This window comes from Pseudomonas sp. ZL2, assembly GCF_054788455.1.
Genome location: NZ_JBGOGX010000021.1, coordinates 81008 through 98838 on the forward strand (window position 1 = coordinate 81008; position 17831 = coordinate 98838).

The following is a 17831-nucleotide window of genomic DNA, read 5'->3' on the forward strand; positions in this document are numbered from 1 at the left end:
CTCATCGCGGGGCAAGCCCGCTCCCACACTGGTCCTGTGTGGGAGCGGGCTTGCCAGCGATGAAGACACCACGGTGTTCAGTCGATCCCGACAAACCCCCCGGTCTGGTGATGCCACAACCGTGCATACAGCCCTTGATGCGTGAGCAATTCCGAATGGCTGCCCATTTCGGCAATCCGGCCTTTCTCCAGCACCACCAGACGGTCCATGCGGGCAATGGTCGACAGCCGGTGGGCAATGGCGATCACGGTCTTGCCTTGCATCAGGGTTTCCAGGCTCTCCTGGATTGCTGCTTCAACTTCCGAGTCCAATGCTGAAGTCGCCTCGTCCATGATCAGGATCGGCGCATTCTTGAGCAGCACCCGGGCAATGGCGATGCGTTGACGCTGGCCGCCGGAGAGCTTGACCCCACGCTCACCCACATGGGCATCGAAGCCGGTACGGCCCTGGGCGTCGGACAGTTGCGGGATAAACTCGTCGGCACGCGCCCGGCGTACGGCTTCCCACAGCTCTTCTTCGGTGGCGTCGGGCCGGCCATACAGCAGGTTTTCGCGAATCGAGCGGTGCAGCAGCGAGGTGTCCTGGGTGATCATGCCGATCTGCGCACGCAGGCTGGCCTGGGTCACCTGGGCGATGTCCTGGCCATCGATGAGGATGCGCCCGCTTTCCAGGTCGTAGAGGCGCAGCAGCAGGTTGACCAAGGTCGACTTGCCCGCGCCGGACGGGCCAATCAGGCCGATCTTCTCGCCAGGGCGGATGTCCAGGTTCAGGCTGTCGATGATGCGGCTGCCCTTGCCATAGTGAAAACTGACGTTGTCGAACTTCACCCCGCCGCGATCGACCTTGAGCTTGGGTGCGCTCGGCGAGTCGGTGACGCTCACCGGCTGGGCGATGGTCTGCAGACCGTCCTGGACCATGCCGATGTTCTCGAAGATGCCGTTGACCACCCACATGATCCAGCCGGACATGTTGACGATGCGGATCACCAGGCCGGTGGCCAGGGCGATGGCGCCGACCGTGATCAGCGACTGGGTCCACAGCCACAGCGCCAGGCCCGTGGTGCTGACGATCAGCAGGCCGTTGAGGCTGGTGATGACCACGTCCATGCTGGTGACCACGCGGGCGGCCAGTTGGGTTTTTTCGGTCTGTTCGCTGATCGCTTCGCGGGCGTACTGTTGCTCGAAGTCGGTGTGGGCGAAGAGTTTCAGGGTGGCGATGTTGGTGTATCCATCGACGATGCGGCCCATGAGCTTGGAGCGGGCATCGGAGGAGATGACTGCCCGGGCCTTGACCCGTGGCACGAAGTAGCAAAGTGCGCCGATGTAGCAGGCAATCCAGGTAATCAGCGGCAGCATCAGCCGCCAGTCGGCCTCGGCAAACAGCACCAGCGAGCTGATCGCATAGATCAGCACGTGCCACAGCGCGTCCACCGCCTGCACCGCCGAGTCGCGCAGCGAGTTGCCGGTCTGCATGATGCGCTGGGCGATGCGCCCGGCAAAATCGCTCTGGAAGAAGTTCAGGCTCTGCTTGAGCACGAAGGTATGGTTCTGCCAGCGGATCATGCTGGTCATCCCCGGGCTGATGGTCTGGTGTACGAGAAGGTCGTGCAGGCCGAGAAACACCGGGCGCAGAATCAGCGCCACCACCAGCATCCATAGCAGTTCGGCAGCGTGATCGCTGAAGAAATCAGGCGAAGGGGTGCCTTGAGCCAGGTCGATGATCCGGCTCAAGTAACTGAAAAGGGCCACTTCGATCAATGCGCCGATGAATCCGATCACCAGCAGCGCGGCAAAACTCGGCCAGACCTGGCGCAGGTAGTACACATAGAACGGCCATACCGTGGTGGGCGGCGCCGCAGTAGGCGCCTCACGGAAGATGTCGATGAGCTTTTCGAAGCGGCGAAACAGCATGAAAACGGTAACTCCTGTTCAGTTCGACCCTCGGGCCTGGTTCACGTCCCTGTGAAGCCCAAGGTCAGTCGATACGTTTGGCCGACTTGATGAACACCGGGTCGACCGGCACATCGCGCATGCCTTTTTTCATTGTGGTTGGCGAGTTGACGATCTGGTCGACCACTTCCATGCCTTTGACGACCTTGCCGAACACCGCGTATCCACGGTCGCGGCCCGGGTCGAGGAAGGCATTGTCGGCGACGTTGATGAAGAACTGGCTGGTGGCCGAGTTCGGGTCGGAGGTGCGCGCCATCGACAGGGTGCCACGGACGTTCTGCAGGCCATTGCTGGCTTCGTTGCGGATCGGGTCCTTGGTGGGTTTTTGCACCATCTGCTCGGTGAAACCACCGCCCTGGACCATGAAGCCCGGGATCACCCGGTGAAAGACGGTGTTGTTGTAGAAGCCGCTGTCCACATATTGCAGGAAGTTCTTGCTGCTGATCGGCGCCTTGGTTTCGTTCAGTTCGATTTCGATCTGGCCGAAGCTGGTATCCAGCAGTACATGAGGCGCTTTTTCGGCGGCCATCAGGCTGGTGGCGAAGACGACTGAACAGGTGGCGAGCAGGAGTTTTTTCAGCATGGGCTCAATGATCCTTGAGAGGTGGTGGACGCCGCCAGGAACTGCAGCAGCGTCTGATTGAATACGTGAGGTTGATCCAGGGGCGTAGCGTGCCGGGAATCTTCGATGACCGCCAGCCGTGCCTGTGGAATCAGGGCAACGTAGCGCTCTTTAAGTTGTACCGGGGTGTAATCCTGGTCGGCGCTGATGACCAGGGTAGGACAGCGAATCTGCCCCAGGCGTTCCGCCACGCCCCAGCCGACAATGGCGTCGAAACTGGCCAGGTACGCGCGTTTGTCGTTCTTGGCCCAGCGCTCGGCCATCTTGCGCCGCAAATCGGCCTGCTGCGGCTTGGGGAACAACCGCTCGGCCAGGCCCTTGCCGATGGTTTCGAGGCTCAACACCCGGGCCAGGGCCCAGCGCTTGGCCCACCAGATCCAGTCGCTGCGGCTGCGGCGCTTGACCTCCGGGGCGCTGTTGACGATGCACAGGCTGCGCAGCCACTCGGGGTGATCGACGGCAAACTGGAAACCGATCATGCCGCCCATGGACAGGCCGACCAGGTGCACCGGGCCGGTCTGCAACTGCTCGAGCAGGGCCAGCAGGTCGGCGCTGAAGCTGGCGATGCTGTAGCGCTCGCGCGGCTTGTCGGAGCGGCCGTGGCCACGGATGTCCATGAGGATCACCCGGTAGTGGTGGGCAAGCGTCGGCACCTGCATCTCCCAGTCCAGGCAGCTGGAGCCCAGGCCGTGCAGCAGCACCAGCGGCTCGCCCTGGCCGTATTCCTCGTAGTGCAGCGAGCAACCTTCATGTTCGAAGTAGGCCATCGGCGTGATTCCTGTCAGGCTTGGGCGGGCGCGGCGAAGGGCACATCCAGCGGTGCGGTGTCGAAGTTGCGCAGCAACTCGACGAGGATCTGCGTCGCCGGGCCCAGGGGTTTGTCCTTGTTCGAGTAAAGGTAGAACAGTGGGTGGCGACTGCCACCCTGATCGAGCGGTAACGGCTTGAGCAGGCCTTCACGCAGCTCGCGTTCGATCAGGTGGCGCGGCAACCAGGCAAAGCCCAGACCGCTGCTGACGAAGGTGGCGGCGGTGGCCAGGCTGCCGACGGTCCAGCGCTGTTCGGCGCCCAGCCAGCCGACATCGCGGGGCTGCGCGCGGCCGGAGTCGCGGATCACCACCTGCAACTGGCTTTCCAGGTCCTGGAAGTTCAGCTCCCGACCCAGGCGGTGCAGGCTGTGTTCGGGGTGGGCAACGGCAACGAACTCGACCGAACTGAGCTCCGTGCCCAGGTAGCCGGAAATATTGAAGCCGCTGATGGCAAGGTCGGCGACGCCTTCATGCAGGACTTCCTCGACCCCGGACAGTACCTCTTCACGCAGGCGCACCCGGCAGCCACGGCTTTGCGGCATGAACGCACTCAAGGCGCGGACCAGGCGGGCGTTGGGGTAGGCGGCATCGACCACCAGGCGCACTTCGGCTTCCCAACCCTGTTCCATATGGTGGGCCAGGTCTTCAAGCTGGCTGGCCTGCTTGACCAGTTGCCGCGAGCGGCGCAGCAGCACGTTGCCGGCCTCGGTGAGTACCGCCTTGCGCCCGTCGATGCGCAGCAGCGGTACGCCGAGCTGGTCCTGCATGCGTGCCACGGTATAGCTCACCGAGGATTGCGAGCGGTGCAGGGCCTCCGCGGCCTGGGCAAAACCACCGTGGTCGACCACCGCCTGCAGGGTCCGCCACTGATCCAGGGTTACGCGCGGCGCTTTCATCTTCGGCTCCTGTTGTCCTAAGCTGGCGCTCTTTCATGGAGAGCGTCGTATGAAGAAATGTTGTGCTGTATTGCTGGCCCTGCTTCCGCTCACGGCCCTGGCCTATCCCATCGACGTGGAAAAGGACATCGACGGCGTCAAGGTCGACTACACCACCTACGACACCGACCGTGATATCGGTTCGATCACCGTCAATAACTATGGCGACGTCGATGCGCAGTGCAAGGTGACTTTCCGCAACGGCCCGGAAGCGCCTCGGGTGCGCCGTGTGCTGGTGCCGGCGAAAAAAAGCGTCGATGCCACCGCCAAGTTCAACCGGGAAATCATCAAGCTGCGCATTGCCTTGAGCTGCAAACCGCAATAAAACAATTTAACTGATAGATTGGACCCAGTTTTTACGCTTTTTTATCGATAGGTCAATCATTAATCTTGCCTCCATCGACTTACCGAACTCGCCGATGGAGGCAAGCCCCATGTCCCGTGTACTCGTCATCGAAAGCAGCGCCCGCCAGCAGGACTCGATCTCCCGGCAACTGACCCGTGACTTCGTCAGCCAGTGGCAAGCCGCCCACCCGGCCGACCAGGTCACCCTGCGCGACCTGGCCGTCAACCCGGTGCCGCACCTGGATGGCAACCTGCTCGGTGGCTGGATGAAGCCCGAAGCCCAGCGCAATGCCGAAGAGCTGCAGGCCCTGGCCCGCTCCAACGAGTTGACCGATGAAGTGCTGGCGGCCGATGTACTGGTCCTGGCTGCGCCGATGTACAACTTCACCATCCCCAGCACCCTCAAGGCCTGGCTGGACCATGTACTGCGCGCCGGCATCACCTTCAAGTACACCGAAACCGGACCGCAGGGCCTGCTGACCGGCAAGCGCGCCTACATCCTCACTGCCCGCGGTGGCATCCATGCCGGCGCCAGCAGCGATCACCAGGAACCCTACCTGCGCCAGGTCATGGCCTTTATCGGTATCCATGACGTGACCTTCATCCACGCCGAAGGCCTGAACATGGGCGGTGATTTCCACGAGAAGGGCCTGAACCAGGCCAAGGCGCAGCTCGCCGCGGTGGCATGAGCCGGCAATGAATTTTCCCGCCTGACACCTGTTGCTCCTTTGGGTGTACCTGCCCGGTCACTGCCTTGTGCATGACCGGGCTTTTTTATGGTGATTACTGTGGGAGCGGCGGTGCGACGACTCGACGTGACCCGCGATGAGGCCAGTACCACCAACACATCAGGCGGCGTCTGGATTGCGACCGCTTCGCGCTCGATCGCAGGCAAGCCAGCTCCCACAGGTCCGCAGGGGCTTCAGCAGTTGCTGGGTGTGCTGCTAACCGCTAAGGTCGCCGCCTCCACAGCAAGGGGCCAACATGGGCTATTTATTGATCGTCGCGCTGATCCAGGCGTTTTCCTTCAGCCTGATCGGCGAGTACCTGGCGGGGCATGTCGACAGCTATTTCGCAGTGCTGGCGCGGGTGCTGCTGGCCGGGCTGGTGTTCCTGCCGCTGACCCGCTGGCGTCAGGTCGAACCACGCTTCATGCGTTCGATGCTGCTGATCGGTGCGCTGCAATACGGCATCACCTATGTCTGCCTGTACCTGAGCTTCCGGGTGTTGACGGTGCCGGAGGTGCTGCTGTTCACCATCCTCACGCCCTTGCACGTGACCCTGATTGAAGACGCCCTGAACCGGCGCTTCAACCCCTGGGCGCTGGTGGCGGCGCTGGTGGCGGTTGCCGGTGCGGCGGTGATTCGCTTCGACAGCATCAGCCCGGACTTCTTCATCGGCTTTTTGCTGCTGCAACTGGCCAACTTCACCTATGCCGCCGGGCAGGTACTGTACCGCCACCTGATCGCGCGCAACCCCAGCGACCTGCCGCACTACCGGCGGTTCGGCTATTTCTACCTGGGCGCCTTGCTGGTGGTGCTGCCGGCCTTCCTGCTGTTCGGCAACACCCAGCACCTGCCGAGCACCGACGTGCAATGGCTGGTGCTGCTGTTTCTGGGCCTGTGCCCGACGGCTCTGGGGTTGTACTGGTGGAACAAGGGCGCCTGCCTGGTTTCAGGCGGCACCCTGGCGGTGATGAACAACCTGCACGTGCCGGTCGGCTTGCTGCTCAACCTGCTGATCTGGAACCAGCACGAGCCGCTGGGCCGGTTGTTCATCGGCGGGGCGGTGATCCTGGCATCGCTATGGCTCAGTCGTCTCGGCACTCAGCGCCCGCTGCTGGCTGGGCAAGGTCGAGGGTAACAGGCCGGCGCGCAGGTCGTTGCCGCTGGGCTGCTGGTACAGGCTCAGGCCGAACTCCGGCAGCACTGCCAGCAGATAGTCGAAGATGTCGCCCTGGATACGCTCGTACTCGGCCCACACCGTGGTGCGGGTGAAGCAGTAGATTTCCAGCGGCACGCCCTGGGCGGTGGTCTGCATCTGGCGGACCATGCAGGTCATGTTCGGCTGGATGTCCGGGTGGCTCTTCAAATACGCCAGGGCATAGGCGCGGAAGGTGCCGACGTTGGTCAGCTTGCGGCGGTTGGCCGACAGTTCCGCCACCGGGCCCTGGGCCTCGTTCCAGCTGTGCAGTTCATTGCGTTTGCGGGCGATGTAGTCGGTCAGCAGGCGCACCTCGGACAGGCGCTGCTCTTCGGCGGTGGTCAGAAAACGCACGCCGCCGGCATCGATGAACAGGCTGCGCTTGATCCGCCGCCCGCCCGATTGCTGCATGCCGCGCCAGTTCTTGAACGACTCGGACATCAAGCGCCAGGTGGGGATGGAGACGATGGTCTTGTCGAAATTCTGCACCTTGACCGTGTGCAGGGTAATGTCCACCACATCGCCATCGGCGCCGACCTGGGGCATCTCGATCCAGTCGCCGACCCGCAGCATGTCGTTGCTGGTCAGCTGCACGCTGGCGACGAACGACAGCAGGGTGTCCTTGTAGACCAACAGGATGACTGCCGACATGGCACCGAGACCTGAGAGCAGCAACAGCGGCGAGCGGTCGATCAGGGTGGCGACGATGACGATCGCGCCGAACACGAACAGGACCATCTTGGCCAACTGCACATAGCCCTTGATCGAGCGGGTGCGGGCATGTTCGGTGCGTGCGTAGATGTCCAGCAGGGCGTCGAGCAGGGCGCTCAGGGCCAGGGTCAGGAACAGGATGGTGAAGGCCAGGGCAACGTTGCCGAGGAAATGCTGGCTGGTGGCGCTCAGCTCCGGCACCAGCTTCAGGCCGAACTGCACCACCAGCGACGGGGTGGTCTGGGCCAGGCGCTGGAATACCTTGTTCTCGCGCAGGTCATTGACCCAGTGCAGGGCTGGCTGGCGGCCGAGCAGGCGGGCGGCGTGCAGCACCAGAAAGCGCGCCACACGGCCGAGCAGCAGGGCGATCACCAGCAATACGCCCAGGCCGATACCGGCGTGCAGTATCGGGTGTTGATCGAGGGTGCCCCAGAGGTCCAGGGTGTTTTGCCACAGCTGTTGAATGTCCATAACGGTGTCGTAGAGGGTCCGCAAGTCGAAAACAAGGCCATTAGAGCGCGGATCGGCAAGAAGTTGCCAAAAGAAATTCGGCTCCGACGCCGGAAAACGTTACCCTATGCAACTGAATTTTTTGCACATGCCCGAGGTACACCCGTGTTTTCCCAATTCGCCCTGCACGAACGCCTGCTCAAAGCCGTGGCCGAGCTGAAATTTGTCGAGCCGACGCCGGTGCAGGCAGCGGCCATCCCTTTGGCGTTGCAAGGGCGTGACCTGCGGGTGACGGCGCAAACCGGTAGCGGCAAGACCGCAGCCTTCGTCCTGCCGATGCTCAACCGCCTGGTGGACCTCAAGCAGAAGCGTGTCGAGATTCGTGCCCTGGTGCTGTTGCCGACCCGCGAGCTGGCGCAGCAGACCCTCAAGGAAGTCGAGCGTTTCTCCCAGTTCACCTTCATCAAGGCTGGCCTGATCACCGGTGGTGAAGACTTCAAGGAACAGGCCGCGATGCTGCGCAAGGTGCCGGACGTGCTGATCGGCACCCCGGGCCGCCTGCTCGAGCAACTCAATGCCGGCAACCTGCACCTGGAGCATGTCCAGGTGATCGTTCTCGACGAAGCCGACCGCATGCTCGACATGGGCTTTGCCGAAGACGTCGAGCGTCTGTGCAACGAGTGCCCGAACCGCGAGCAAACCATGCTGTTCTCCGCCACCACTGGCGGTGCCGGCCTGCGCGACATGATCGGCAAGGTGCTGAAAACCCCTGAGCACCTGATGCTCAACAGTGTCAGCCAGTTGGCCGAAGGTACCCGCCAGCAGATCATCACTGCCGACCACAACCAGCACAAAGAGCAGATCATCCAGTGGCTGCTGGAAAACGAGACCTACGACAAAGCGATCATCTTCACCAACACCCGGGTGATGGCTGACCGCATCTACGGTCATCTGGTGGCCAAGGACTACAAAGCGTTCGTCCTGCACGGTGACAAGGATCAGAAAGACCGCAAGCTGGCCATCGAGCGCCTGAAACAGGGCGGCGCCAAGATTCTGGTTGCCACCGACGTCGCCGCGCGCGGCCTGGACGTCGACGGCCTGGATCTGGTGATCAACTTCGATATGCCGCGCAGCGGCGACGAGTACGTACACCGTATTGGCCGTACCGGCCGTGCCGGTAACGAAGGCCTGGCGGTGTCGCTGATCTGCCACGGCGACTGGAACCTGATGTCGAGCATCGAGCGCTACCTGAAGCAGAGCTTCGAGCGCCGGGTGATCAAGGAAGTCAAAGGCACCTATACCGGGCCGAAGAAGGTCAAGGCCTCGGGCAAGGCTGCCGGTGTGAAGAAGAAAAAGGCTGACAAGAAAGGCGACAAGAAGGTCGTTGCCAAGCGCAAGCCGACCGCCAAGCCGAAGCCTAATGCCCCACTGGCCAGCGCCGATGGCCTGGCACCGCTCAAGCGCCGCAAGCCGGCGCCGGCTGCGGAGTAAGCGCCGGCCTCATCGCCGGCAAGGCCGGCTCCCACAGGTTTTCTACAGACCTTGTGGGAGCTGGCTTGCCAGCGATAGCTTCACCCCGATTTCAGGTCTTTTTCTCCGCTGCCTTCAGCTCCTGCAACCGCTTGTCGATCAGCTGGCACTTGTCCGGCAAGTCCTTGCTGGCACTCTCAAGCTTCATGCCTTGCAACTCATCGTTGATCTCCTTGGCCTTCTGCGGATTCTGCTCGGTAAGCTTGCTCACTTCCTTGGCCAGTTCTTCGCGTTTCTCCGTCGCTTCTTCCAGCGTGCAGGCCCAGCTGGGCAAGGCCAGCAACAGGCTGGCGGCGGCGGCAATGTTCATCAGGGTCTTCATGGGCAGGCTCCTGTGCAATCAGGGTGAAGTCTTGCGGTTGAGCCTGGCCGGGCCGCGAAAGTTCAGTCGAACCGCAGCCTCGCGCACCGGTCACAATCTTACCGACCCCTGATTGAGGCTATGCCGATGACCACCTACGACTGGGACCTGATCGAACGCCTGTTGCATGAAGCGCAGAACAGCGCCGGACACAGTTTCACCCCCAGACCCTATGCCGAGCAGCATGCTGCCCAGCTTGCGGCTGAAGGTGCGGCACCTGGCGATCTCGATCATCTGAAAACGCTGGCCTGTGAGTACGAAAAGTTACTGTTCGAGCGCGGTTACTTTGCTTCACGCCCGGAAGATGAGGGCGGCAACGGTGAGAATTTTGTCCTCACCGAGCGTGGCTCGCGGCTGCTGAGCCTGCTGGACAGCAGCATTCCGGGCAACGATCACCCGCGTCAGGTACTGGATGAGCAGGACGACCCGCTGGACGAGGCTACCTTCGATCAGGTGGCTTCCAAGGCACAGATTGCCTGACGCAGGCAACACAAGGCTGGCATTGAGCGCCTGCCGCCGCTGATAATCGGCACTGGATCCACTTCTGCCGAGAACCTGCCATGTCGTTGCCTGATACCGGGAGCGCCCGATGAGCGCCACCCGCCGCAATACCGATGCCTTCGCCCTGCAAGTGATGCTGGTGCTGTGCCTGATCTGGGGCATCCAGCAGGTGATGATCAAGTGGGCCGCGCCGGATATCGCGCCGGTGATGCAGCAGGCCATGCGTTCAGGCATGGCGGCGGTTCTGGTCGGGCTGCTGATGTGTTTTCGCGGCGGTTGGGATCAGGTGGCCAGCACCTGGCGCGGAGGCCTGCTGGCCGGCGCGCTGTTCGGCCTGGAGTTTCTGTTCATTGCCGAAGGCCTGAAGCTGACCTCGGCCGCGCACATGTCGGTATTCCTCTACACGGCACCGGTGTTCACGGCCCTGGGCCTGCACTTCATGCTGCCAAGCGAGCGGCTCAGGCCTCTGCAATGGCTGGGTATCCTGCTGGCGTTCTGCGGCATTGCCTTTGCCTTTGCCGGCGGCGTTTCGTTGGAGCAACTGGACGGGCGCATGCTGCTGGGCGATGCCTTTGGCGTATTGGCGGGCCTGGCCTGGGGGGCGACGACGGTAGTGGTGCGTGCTTCGCGGTTGTCTGAGGCACCGGCAACCTTGACATTGTTCTACCAACTGGCGGTCGGTTTCGTCGGCTTGCTGTTGATTGCCGTTGCCAGTGGCCAGGTCACCCACGTGCAGTTCACCCCGCTGGCGATCGGCAGCCTGCTGTTCCAGGGCCTGATCGTGTCGTTCTTCAGCTACCTGACCTGGTTCTGGCTGCTGCGTCGCTACCTGGCCTCGAACCTTGCAGTGTTCTCCTTTATCACGCCCTTGTTCGGGGTGACCTTCGGCGTACTGCTGCTCGGCGAGCCGTTGAGCCTGAACTTCGTACTCGGGGCCGTCATGGTGCTGCTTGGGGTAACGCTGGTCAGCGCTGAGCAGTGGGTGCGCCGGCGCTTGCGCAGCCTGCTCGGCTAGTCGACCACACGCATGCAGAACGGGCGCATTTTCGGCGACACTTGGTCTGTGTTGTGCGCGCGACTACGGCCTATTTCCGTAAAAAAGGCTAAAAGCGGGCTCGACAGCCTGCCGGGCAGGGAGCGGGTGGCGGTGCATCGCCTGCAGGCGCCGTTCGATCAGGCCACCACCTGGCTGATGTGGCGCAAGGGCATGCGCGGGGCAAACTTGAGCGCCTGGATCGATTTGCAACAAGGGGAAACAGTTGCACAGGCGACGGAACTGGCGGTCAGTGCTTGATCAAGATCAAACTTGGCTTTGGTCGTATGTTTTCGACATGCGCAATGTAAGACATCGGGCTATGATCTGTATGAAGCATCGCAGGATTTATTCGCCGTGCAGGCTGACCCGTAAGGGGGAGTTATGAGAAACCATCTGTTCAACTGGCTCCACGACCTGGCCGTTGCCCTGGGCCTGATCCCGCCACCGCTGCAGCCGGTGCCGATCCCTACCGACGAAGAACAGCGCAAGCGCCAGCAACGTCGCTAAAACACATTGGCCGCCGCATCATTGCTGATGCGACGGCCGTGGTGCACCTGCCTGTCAGGCCAGGTTGACGGCGCCTACCGGGCGGCGCGACATCAGGCTGATTACCACAAAGCTCACCAGGCCGATCGCCAGGCTGTAGTAGATCGGCGTGTTGGCATCCATCCCATCCTTGATCATGAACGCCAGGGCAGTGACAAAGCCCAGGGTCATGCTGGTGATCGCCGCCGCAGTGGTGGCGCGTTTCCAGTAGATGGCGCCGATCAGCGGAATCAACATGCCGCCCACCAGCAGGTTGTAAGCCAGGGTCAGGGCGCTGATGACATCGGTTACCACCAGGGCGATGCCCAGTACGGCAATGCCGGTCAGCAGGGTGAACAGGCGGTTGATGCCCAGGCTCGACTGCTTGCCGCCGCGCAGTTTCGGCAGCAGGTCTTCGGTCAGAACGGTGGAAGCTGCCAGCAGGCCGGCACTGGCGGTCGACATCATCGCGGCCAGCGCAGCGGCAATCACCAGGCCGCGGATGCCATCAGGCAGGGCGGATTTGACGATCGCGGCAAAGGCGTTGTTGGCGTTGTCCAGGTCCGGCAGGAGGACATGCGCGGCCATGCCGATCAGCGCGCACACCAGGCCGTAGATCACGCAGTAGACACCTGCGGTGGTGCCAGCGTACTTGGCGACCTTCTCGTCACGGGCGGTGAACACCCGTTGCCAGATGTCCTGGCCGATCAGGATGCCGAAGAAGTAGATCAGGAAGTAGGTGATGATGGTGTCCCAGCCGATGGTGGTCAGGCTGAAGTTGCTCGCTGGCAGCTTGGCCACCAGTTGATCCCAGCCACCGACCTTGTACAGGCAGATGGGCAGCAGGACGAACATCAGGCCGACGGTCTTGATCACGAACTGGACGATGTCGGTCAGGGTCAGCGACCACATGCCGCCGATGGTCGAATAGACCACTACCACGCCACCACCGAGCAGGATCGCGCCCCAGAACGGCAGGTCGAACAGCACTTGCAGGACGGTGCCGATAGCCAGGGTCGAAGTCACCGCGATCATCAGCGCGTAGGCAAGCATGATCACTGCACTGGCCTGGCGGGCCATGGGGTTGTAGCGTTTTTCCAGCACCTGGGTGACGGTGAAAATCTTCAGGCGCAGCAGCGGCTTGGCCAGGAACAGGTTCAGGGCGATGATGCCCAGGCCCAGTGCCGCGCACAGCCAGAAACCGGAAATCCCGTGGACATAGCCCAGGCGAACGGTGCCGACGGTAGACGCGCCGCCCAGTACCGTGGCGGCCATGGTGCCCATGTACAGGCTTGGGCCGAGGTTGCGCCCGGCTACCAGGTAATCTTCATGGGTTTTTGCCCGGCGCATGCCGAACCAGCCGAGCGCGAGCATGCCGGCCGCATAGATCAGAACAACGAATATGTCCAAGGCCATGGGTGTCTCCAATTATCTTTATTATGGTGAGATCGACCCCGGCGCCAGGCAAGCCTGACGCCAGGTCATTCGTCTACTCAGTGGGCCGTCGTTGCGGCCCGACTGTCATGGCTCCTGCCCTGTTGCAACTCCTGGTGTACAACCGTTAGCGGCGAACCACGCCCGGCAGTGCACAGAGCATTTCGTACAGCAGGTTGGCACCCAGCAGCGAGGTGTTGCCGGTGGTGTCGTAAGGTGGCGAGACTTCCACCAGGTCGCAGCCGATCAGGTCCAGGCCCTGGCACCCGCGGATGATTTCCATCGCCTGGATGGTGGTCAGGCCGCCGATTTCCGGGGTGCCGGTGCCGGGTGCCCAGGCCGGGTCGATACCGTCGATGTCGAAGCTCAGGTACACCGGGCCGCCGCCGACTTTCTCGCGCACTTCTGCCATCAACGGCTCCAGCGATTTGTGCCAGCACTCTTCGGCCTGGACCACACGAAAGCCCTGCTTGCGGCTCCAGTTGAAGTCTTCAGCGGTGTAGCCCTGGGCGCGCAGGCCGATCTGCACCACACGGTCGCAATCCAGCAGGCCTTCTTCGACGGCGCGGCGGAAGGTGGTGCCGTGGGCGATCTTCTCGCCGAACATGTGATCGTTGACGTCGGCGTGGGCATCGATGTGCACCAGCCCGACCTTGCCGTGCTTCTTGTGGATCGCCCGCAGGATCGGCAGGGTGATGGTGTGGTCACCACCCATGGTCATGGGGATGACATTGTGTTCGAGGATCTCGTCGTAGGCTTCTTCAATGATCCGCACGGCGTCGAGCAGGTTGAAGGTGTTGATCGCCACGTCGCCGATATCGGCAATCGACAACGAATCGAAGGGCGCAGCGCCAGTGGCCATGTTGTACGGGCGGATCATCACCGATTCAGCGCGGATCTGCCGTGGGCCGAAGCGGGTGCCGGAGCGCAGCGAAGTACCGATGTCCAGGGGAATACCGATGAACGCGGCATCCAGGCCTTCGGCGCTAGGCAGGTGAGGGAGACGGAGCATGGTGGCGATGCCGCCGAAGCGCGGCATTTCGTTGCCGCCCAGTGGTTGGTGCAGAATCTTGTCCACGGTCGGGCCTCATCGATTCGATTGTTGTAGTTGTTGGAACCTGTCTGGCTGGCCCGGGACAAACCCTGAAATGCCGGCAAGCAGGTGCATTGCGGCAGAGTCTGCAAAAGGTAGTGGGTGAAAAGAATCGCTACAGGCAAATACTTAGTTCAGGTTTTTCTGAACTAATGCCGGGGATGGCGTTAGAATCCGGCCACCTGTTGCCCTGCGGACCGCGATCAAATGGCCTCTGCCTTGCCTGACCTGAAACTCCTGCGCATCTTCGTCAGCGTCGTGCGTCATCAGGGGTTTGCCAATGCCCAGCGCGAGCTGAACCTGTCGACCTCGGCCATCAGTACCTACATGAGCCAGCTGGAGGCGGCGCTGGGCATCGTCCTCTGCCATCGCGGCCGCGGCGGCTTCAGCCTGACCAGCAAGGGCGAACTGTTCCATCAGGAGACCTTGCGCCTGCTGGCGGAAATGGACGGCTTCGAGCAATACGCGGCGGCGCTCAAGGGCGAATTGCGCGGCACCCTCAACCTGGGGGTGATCGACTCCACCGTGGGTGATCGGGCCCTACCCCTGGCCGAGGCGATCGGTGCCTACAGCCAGGAACACCCGGCAGTGCATTTGCACTTGTCGGTATCCAGCCCCTACGAGCTGCAGCTGGGGGTGCAGGACAACCGTCTGGACCTGGCCATCGGTGCCTTTTCCACACGTATGAGCGGGCTGGTGTACCAGCCGTTGTACCGTGAACAGCATTGGCTTTACTGCAGCAACCGCCACCCGCTGTTCAACGAGCGGCGCATTCCCGAGCAGGTGATTACCCAGCAGCGCATGGTCGGTCGTGGCTACTGGAGCCAGGCGGAGCTTGCCCGCCACGGCTTCAAGCACAGCGCGGCGACAGTGGAAAGCATGGAGGCGCAACTGATCCTGGTGTTGTCGGGCGCCTACATTGGCTACCTGCCGGAACACTATGCCCAGGCTTGGGTCGACAAGGGGGATTTACGGGTGCTATCGCCGGCGACCTTCGGCTATCAGGCGCCGTTTTCCATGATAATTCGCCGTGGCCGCAGCCGCGAACCCTTGATCCAGACCTTCCGCGACTTGCTCAAGGCGCAACTCACTCCTGCCTAAACGAAACGGCCACTGAAAAATTTAGTCGCGGCTGCAAAAAATCCTGAAAATATCGGCCGCAACCCCGTAATCGCTCTGCTAAACCTGTATTGGCTTGATGAAATTTCCCATCATTTCCTAAGCAGGGATCGCCCAGATGCGCATGAATTTGCCCGTCACTGAGCATGAAAGAGTCTTTCCGAGCGAACAGCGGCTGATTTCCACGACAGACCTCAACAGCCGCATCACCTATTGCAACGACGCCTTTGTCGCCATCAGCGGTTTTACCTACGAAGAATTGCTCGGTCAGCCACACAATCTGGTGCGTCATCCGGACATGCCTCCCTCAGTGTTCGGTCATATGTGGGAAACCATCAAACAGGGCAAACCCTGGATGGGCGTGGTGAAAAATCGTTCAAAGAATGGCGATTTCTATTGGGTCAGCGCCTACGTCACGGCGATTTACGAGAACGGCCGGATCAGCGGCTATGAGTCAGTGCGTTCGGTTCCGACCCGCGAGCAGATCCGCCGGGCCACGGCCCTGTATGCACGACTGCGCCAGGGTCGTGGCCCGGTTCCGCTGGCGGCGCGGCTGGGGGCCGCCCTGGAACAGGGCTGGCCGCTGGTGGGCGCCGCTGTTCTTTCTGCTATCAGTTACCTATGGCTGCCGCAATACGCTGCCCTGGGCGTATTGATGGCCAGTTTGCTCAGCGCCTGGTACCTGATCGAAGCGCGGCACAACCGGGTGATCCGTCGTACCCTGGACGAACACCCGAAAGCCTTCACCAGCCCCTTGGTGGCCCTGACCTATAGCGACAACAGCGGCCTGCAGGGCCAGCTGGACCTGGCAATCCTCAGTGAAGAAGCGCGCCTGCAAACCGCGCTGACCCGCCTGGTGGATGCCGGCGTGAGCGTGAAGGCGCGTGCCGCGCAGTCTTCCGACTTGTCGGGCGCCCAGGCGCAGTTGCTCGATCGCCAGCGCAGCGAAACCGACCAGTCGGCCACGGCCATTGCGCAAATGGCAGCGACCATCCAGGAAGTTACCCACAACGTGCAGAGCACCGCCACGGCGGCTTCCGACGCTGATCATCTGGCCCAGCAGGGCAGCGACCTGGCGCAGCAAAGCCTGCGCGCCATGGGCAGCATGGCCGAGGCGGTCAGCGACATCGGCCAGGCGGTCAATGCCCTGGCGGACCAGACCCAGTCGATCGGCAGCGTGGTCGATGTCATCACCTCGATTGCCGAGCAGACCAACTTGCTCGCGCTCAATGCGGCGATTGAAGCGGCGCGGGCCGGTGAGCAGGGTCGGGGCTTTGCCGTGGTCGCCGATGAGGTGCGCTCGCTGGCCCAGCGTACCCGCACTTCGACCGAGGAGATCCACCAGATCATCGCCTCGTTGCGCGCCGGAGCCGAGCGGGCGGTGTCCAGTGCCAGCAAGGGCGAGCAAATCTCTCGCGACAGTGTGCACAGCGTCGAGGCGGTGCAGTCGGCGTTGGTGGGGATTACCCAGGCGGTCAGCCGCATCACCGGCATGAGCCAGCAAATGGCGACCGCCTCGGAACAGCAGAGCCATGTTGCCGAGGACATCAACCAGCAGATCACCCGCATTGCCCAGCTCTGCGATCACAGCGCCGGGCAGGCCAAGCAGGGCGCGGAGATCAGCCAGGACCTCGAACGCATGGCCGACTATCTGTACGGTCTGGCAGAGCGCTTCAACCGCTGAAGCTTTATCGTCTCTCCCACAGGGAAGTGGGCTTTTTTCGGGACTGCTGTGGCACACTTTGCCCGCTCAGGAGAACCCGATGTCCAGAATCCACTGCGAGCGCTGTTTGCGCCCACAAGCTCATTGCCTTTGCCCGTTGATCCCGTCGCTCGACAGCCGCACCCGTGTGCTGTTGCTGCAGCACCCCAGTGAAGTGCGCCATGCCCTCAATACCGCGAAGCTGGCAGCGCTTGGCTTGCGCAATGCGCAGTTGCAGGTGGGGGAAGTGTTCGAGGATCTGGCTGAGCTGCTTGAGGCGCCGGGGTATCGCAGCGCCTTGCTGTTTCCGGGGGATGAGGCGCAGCCCTTGGTCGCTTATGGTGATGACCAGGATGATCGACCGTGGCAGCTGGTGGTGCCTGATGGTACCTGGCGTAAAGCGAGCAAATTGCTGCATTTGAATCCGTTGCTGGGCGCATTGCCGCGGGTGACCCTGGCCCAGGTCCAGCCTTCGCGCTATCGCCTGCGCAAGGCGCCGCAGCCGGGCGCGTTGTCGACCCTGGAGGCGGTGGTGCAGGCGTTGAACGTGCTGGAGGCGCCGCAGAACTTTGATGCGCTGTTAAAGCCGTTCGAGGCACTGATCGAGGGGCAGATCGCGGCGATGGGGCGCGAGACGTACGAGCGTAATCATCTACGTTGAGCCACTGCGAGCGCTTCGCGCTCGATCGCTGGCAAGGCCAGCTCCCACATTGGATCTGCAGGCGGCAATTCTGTGGGAGCAACTGTCTTGATCAGGCTGTTTGCACTCGCCAAGGGGTATTGTCC

17 protein-coding genes and 3 pseudogenes are annotated in these 17831 nt (G+C 62.3%); 12 read left to right on the plus strand and 8 right to left on the minus strand.

The annotated features are described in order from the left end of the window. Positions 1-77: 77 nt before the first annotated feature. The 4 genes from ABM562_RS16115 to ABM562_RS16130 form a co-directional block, all read right to left on the minus strand. A complete protein-coding gene (locus ABM562_RS16115; protein ID WP_115088194.1) occupies positions 78-1910 on the minus strand; it encodes an ABC transporter ATP-binding protein in 1833 nt (610 codons plus the stop codon). Positions 1911-1974: 64 nt separating this feature from the next. Then, a complete protein-coding gene (locus ABM562_RS16120; protein ID WP_115088193.1) occupies positions 1975-2532 on the minus strand; it encodes a peptidylprolyl isomerase in 558 nt (185 codons plus the stop codon). After that, positions 2526-3338, minus strand: a complete 813-nt coding sequence (locus tag ABM562_RS16125; protein WP_134063743.1) for an alpha/beta fold hydrolase — start codon at positions 3336-3338, stop codon at positions 2526-2528. The genes ABM562_RS16120 and ABM562_RS16125 overlap by 7 nt, the downstream gene beginning before the upstream one ends. A 14-nt stretch (positions 3339-3352) precedes the next feature. After that, positions 3353-4276, minus strand: coding sequence for a LysR family transcriptional regulator (locus ABM562_RS16130; RefSeq protein ID WP_038996518.1), 924 nt, complete (start codon positions 4274-4276; stop codon positions 3353-3355). Positions 4277-4325: 49 nt separating this feature from the next. Between ABM562_RS16130 and ABM562_RS16135 the strand changes: the two genes are divergently transcribed. The 3 genes from ABM562_RS16135 (at position 4326) to ABM562_RS16145 (ending at position 6523) form a co-directional block, all read left to right on the plus strand. After that, positions 4326-4640: a 3-phosphoglycerate kinase gene (locus ABM562_RS16135; protein WP_115088191.1), complete on the plus strand. Its 315-nt coding sequence runs from the start codon at positions 4326-4328 to the stop codon at positions 4638-4640. Between the two features lie 109 nt (positions 4641-4749). Beyond that, the gene (locus ABM562_RS16140; protein ID WP_010223065.1) at positions 4750-5349 is read left to right on the plus strand and encodes an FMN-dependent NADH-azoreductase; all 600 of its coding nucleotides are present in this window, start codon (positions 4750-4752) and stop codon (positions 5347-5349) included. A 295-nt stretch (positions 5350-5644) separates the two neighbouring features. Beyond that, positions 5645-6523, plus strand: a complete 879-nt coding sequence (locus tag ABM562_RS16145; protein ID WP_038996515.1) for a carboxylate/amino acid/amine transporter — start codon at positions 5645-5647, stop codon at positions 6521-6523. Here ABM562_RS16145 and ABM562_RS16150 read toward each other — a convergent pair. Beyond that, positions 6464-7765: a mechanosensitive ion channel family protein gene (locus tag ABM562_RS16150; protein ID WP_460422598.1), complete on the minus strand. Its 1302-nt coding sequence runs from the start codon at positions 7763-7765 to the stop codon at positions 6464-6466. The two genes, ABM562_RS16145 and ABM562_RS16150, sit on opposite strands and share 60 nt — an antisense overlap. A gap of 144 nt (positions 7766-7909) precedes the next feature. On the opposite strand from ABM562_RS16150, the gene ABM562_RS16155 reads away from it, so the two are divergent. Beyond that, the gene (locus ABM562_RS16155) at positions 7910-9235 is read left to right on the plus strand and encodes a DEAD/DEAH box helicase (RefSeq protein WP_115088189.1); all 1326 of its coding nucleotides are present in this window, start codon (positions 7910-7912) and stop codon (positions 9233-9235) included. A 91-nt stretch (positions 9236-9326) separates the two neighbouring features. On the opposite strand, the gene ABM562_RS16160 is transcribed toward ABM562_RS16155, so the two are convergent. Then, the gene (locus tag ABM562_RS16160; RefSeq protein WP_115088188.1) at positions 9327-9596 is read right to left on the minus strand and encodes a hypothetical protein; all 270 of its coding nucleotides are present in this window, start codon (positions 9594-9596) and stop codon (positions 9327-9329) included. Positions 9597-9722: 126 nt separating this feature from the next. On the opposite strand from ABM562_RS16160, the gene ABM562_RS16165 reads away from it, so the two are divergent. The 4 genes and pseudogenes from ABM562_RS16165 to ABM562_RS16180 all read left to right on the plus strand — a co-directional run bounded on the left by ABM562_RS16165 (position 9723) and on the right by ABM562_RS16180 (position 11679). Next, positions 9723-10115, plus strand: a complete 393-nt coding sequence (locus tag ABM562_RS16165; RefSeq protein WP_460422600.1) for a transcriptional regulator — start codon at positions 9723-9725, stop codon at positions 10113-10115. A 109-nt stretch (positions 10116-10224) separates the two neighbouring features. Next, positions 10225-11151 (plus strand): DMT family transporter, encoded by a 927-nt coding sequence (locus tag ABM562_RS16170; protein WP_460422602.1) that lies wholly within the window; start codon positions 10225-10227, stop codon positions 11149-11151. Between the two features lie 87 nt (positions 11152-11238). Beyond that, positions 11239-11430 (plus strand): annotated as a pseudogene (locus tag ABM562_RS16175) (LysR family transcriptional regulator); the annotation flags it as partial. 123 nt (positions 11431-11553) lie between these two features. Beyond that, on the plus strand, positions 11554-11679 hold the full coding sequence (locus ABM562_RS16180) for a PA1414 family protein (protein WP_460422604.1): 126 nt from the start codon (positions 11554-11556) through the stop codon (positions 11677-11679). A gap of 54 nt (positions 11680-11733) precedes the next feature. On the opposite strand, the gene ABM562_RS16185 is transcribed toward ABM562_RS16180, so the two are convergent. Together ABM562_RS16185 and speB are read right to left on the minus strand one after the other, a co-directional pair. Further along, positions 11734-13113: a sodium:solute symporter family protein gene (locus tag ABM562_RS16185; protein ID WP_115088185.1), complete on the minus strand. Its 1380-nt coding sequence runs from the start codon at positions 13111-13113 to the stop codon at positions 11734-11736. Between the two features lie 145 nt (positions 13114-13258). Continuing rightward, entirely contained in the window at positions 13259-14209 is a 951-nt protein-coding gene (speB, locus tag ABM562_RS16190; protein WP_115088184.1) for an agmatinase, read from the minus strand. Between the two features lie 222 nt (positions 14210-14431). Here speB and ABM562_RS16195 point away from each other — a divergent pair, with 222 nt between their 5' ends. The 4 genes and pseudogenes from ABM562_RS16195 (at position 14432) to ABM562_RS16210 (ending at position 17706) form a co-directional block, all read left to right on the plus strand. After that, entirely contained in the window at positions 14432-15325 is an 894-nt protein-coding gene (locus tag ABM562_RS16195; protein ID WP_115088183.1) for a LysR family transcriptional regulator, read from the plus strand. A gap of 142 nt (positions 15326-15467) precedes the next feature. Beyond that, positions 15468-15773, plus strand: a pseudogene (locus tag ABM562_RS16200) (PAS domain-containing protein); the annotation flags it as partial. 279 nt (positions 15774-16052) lie between these two features. Next, positions 16053-17027: pseudogene (locus tag ABM562_RS16205) on the plus strand (methyl-accepting chemotaxis protein); the annotation flags it as partial. Positions 17028-17106: 79 nt separating this feature from the next. Then, complete coding sequence (locus ABM562_RS16210; RefSeq protein WP_460422607.1) at positions 17107-17706, plus strand: tRNA-uridine aminocarboxypropyltransferase; 600 nt, start codon at positions 17107-17109, stop codon at positions 17704-17706. Positions 17707-17831 lie beyond the last annotated feature (125 nt).

Excerpts from the sequence above, each read along its gene's own strand:
- ABM562_RS16115 (WP_115088194.1), bottom strand. The coding sequence starts at position 1,910 with ATGCTGTTTCGCCGCTTCGAAAAGCTCATCGACATCTTCCGTGAGGCG.
- ABM562_RS16120 (WP_115088193.1), bottom strand. The coding sequence starts at position 2,532 with ATGCTGAAAAAACTCCTGCTCGCCACCTGTTCAGTCGTCTTCGCCACC.
- ABM562_RS16125 (WP_134063743.1), bottom strand. The coding sequence starts at position 3,338 with ATGGCCTACTTCGAACATGAAGGTTGCTCGCTGCACTACGAGGAATAC.
- ABM562_RS16130 (WP_038996518.1), bottom strand. The coding sequence starts at position 4,276 with ATGAAAGCGCCGCGCGTAACCCTGGATCAGTGGCGGACCCTGCAGGCG.
- ABM562_RS16135 (WP_115088191.1), top strand. The coding sequence starts at position 4,326 with ATGAAGAAATGTTGTGCTGTATTGCTGGCCCTGCTTCCGCTCACGGCC.
- ABM562_RS16140 (WP_010223065.1), top strand. The coding sequence starts at position 4,750 with ATGTCCCGTGTACTCGTCATCGAAAGCAGCGCCCGCCAGCAGGACTCG.
- ABM562_RS16145 (WP_038996515.1), top strand. The coding sequence starts at position 5,645 with ATGGGCTATTTATTGATCGTCGCGCTGATCCAGGCGTTTTCCTTCAGC.
- ABM562_RS16150 (WP_460422598.1), bottom strand. The coding sequence starts at position 7,765 with ATGGACATTCAACAGCTGTGGCAAAACACCCTGGACCTCTGGGGCACC.
- ABM562_RS16160 (WP_115088188.1), bottom strand. The coding sequence starts at position 9,596 with ATGAAGACCCTGATGAACATTGCCGCCGCCGCCAGCCTGTTGCTGGCC.
- ABM562_RS16165 (WP_460422600.1), top strand. The coding sequence starts at position 9,723 with ATGACCACCTACGACTGGGACCTGATCGAACGCCTGTTGCATGAAGCG.
- ABM562_RS16170 (WP_460422602.1), top strand. The coding sequence starts at position 10,225 with ATGAGCGCCACCCGCCGCAATACCGATGCCTTCGCCCTGCAAGTGATG.
- ABM562_RS16180 (WP_460422604.1), top strand. The coding sequence starts at position 11,554 with ATGAGAAACCATCTGTTCAACTGGCTCCACGACCTGGCCGTTGCCCTG.
- ABM562_RS16185 (WP_115088185.1), bottom strand. The coding sequence starts at position 13,113 with ATGGCCTTGGACATATTCGTTGTTCTGATCTATGCGGCCGGCATGCTC.
- ABM562_RS16195 (WP_115088183.1), top strand. The coding sequence starts at position 14,432 with ATGGCCTCTGCCTTGCCTGACCTGAAACTCCTGCGCATCTTCGTCAGC.
- ABM562_RS16210 (WP_460422607.1), top strand. The coding sequence starts at position 17,107 with ATGTCCAGAATCCACTGCGAGCGCTGTTTGCGCCCACAAGCTCATTGC.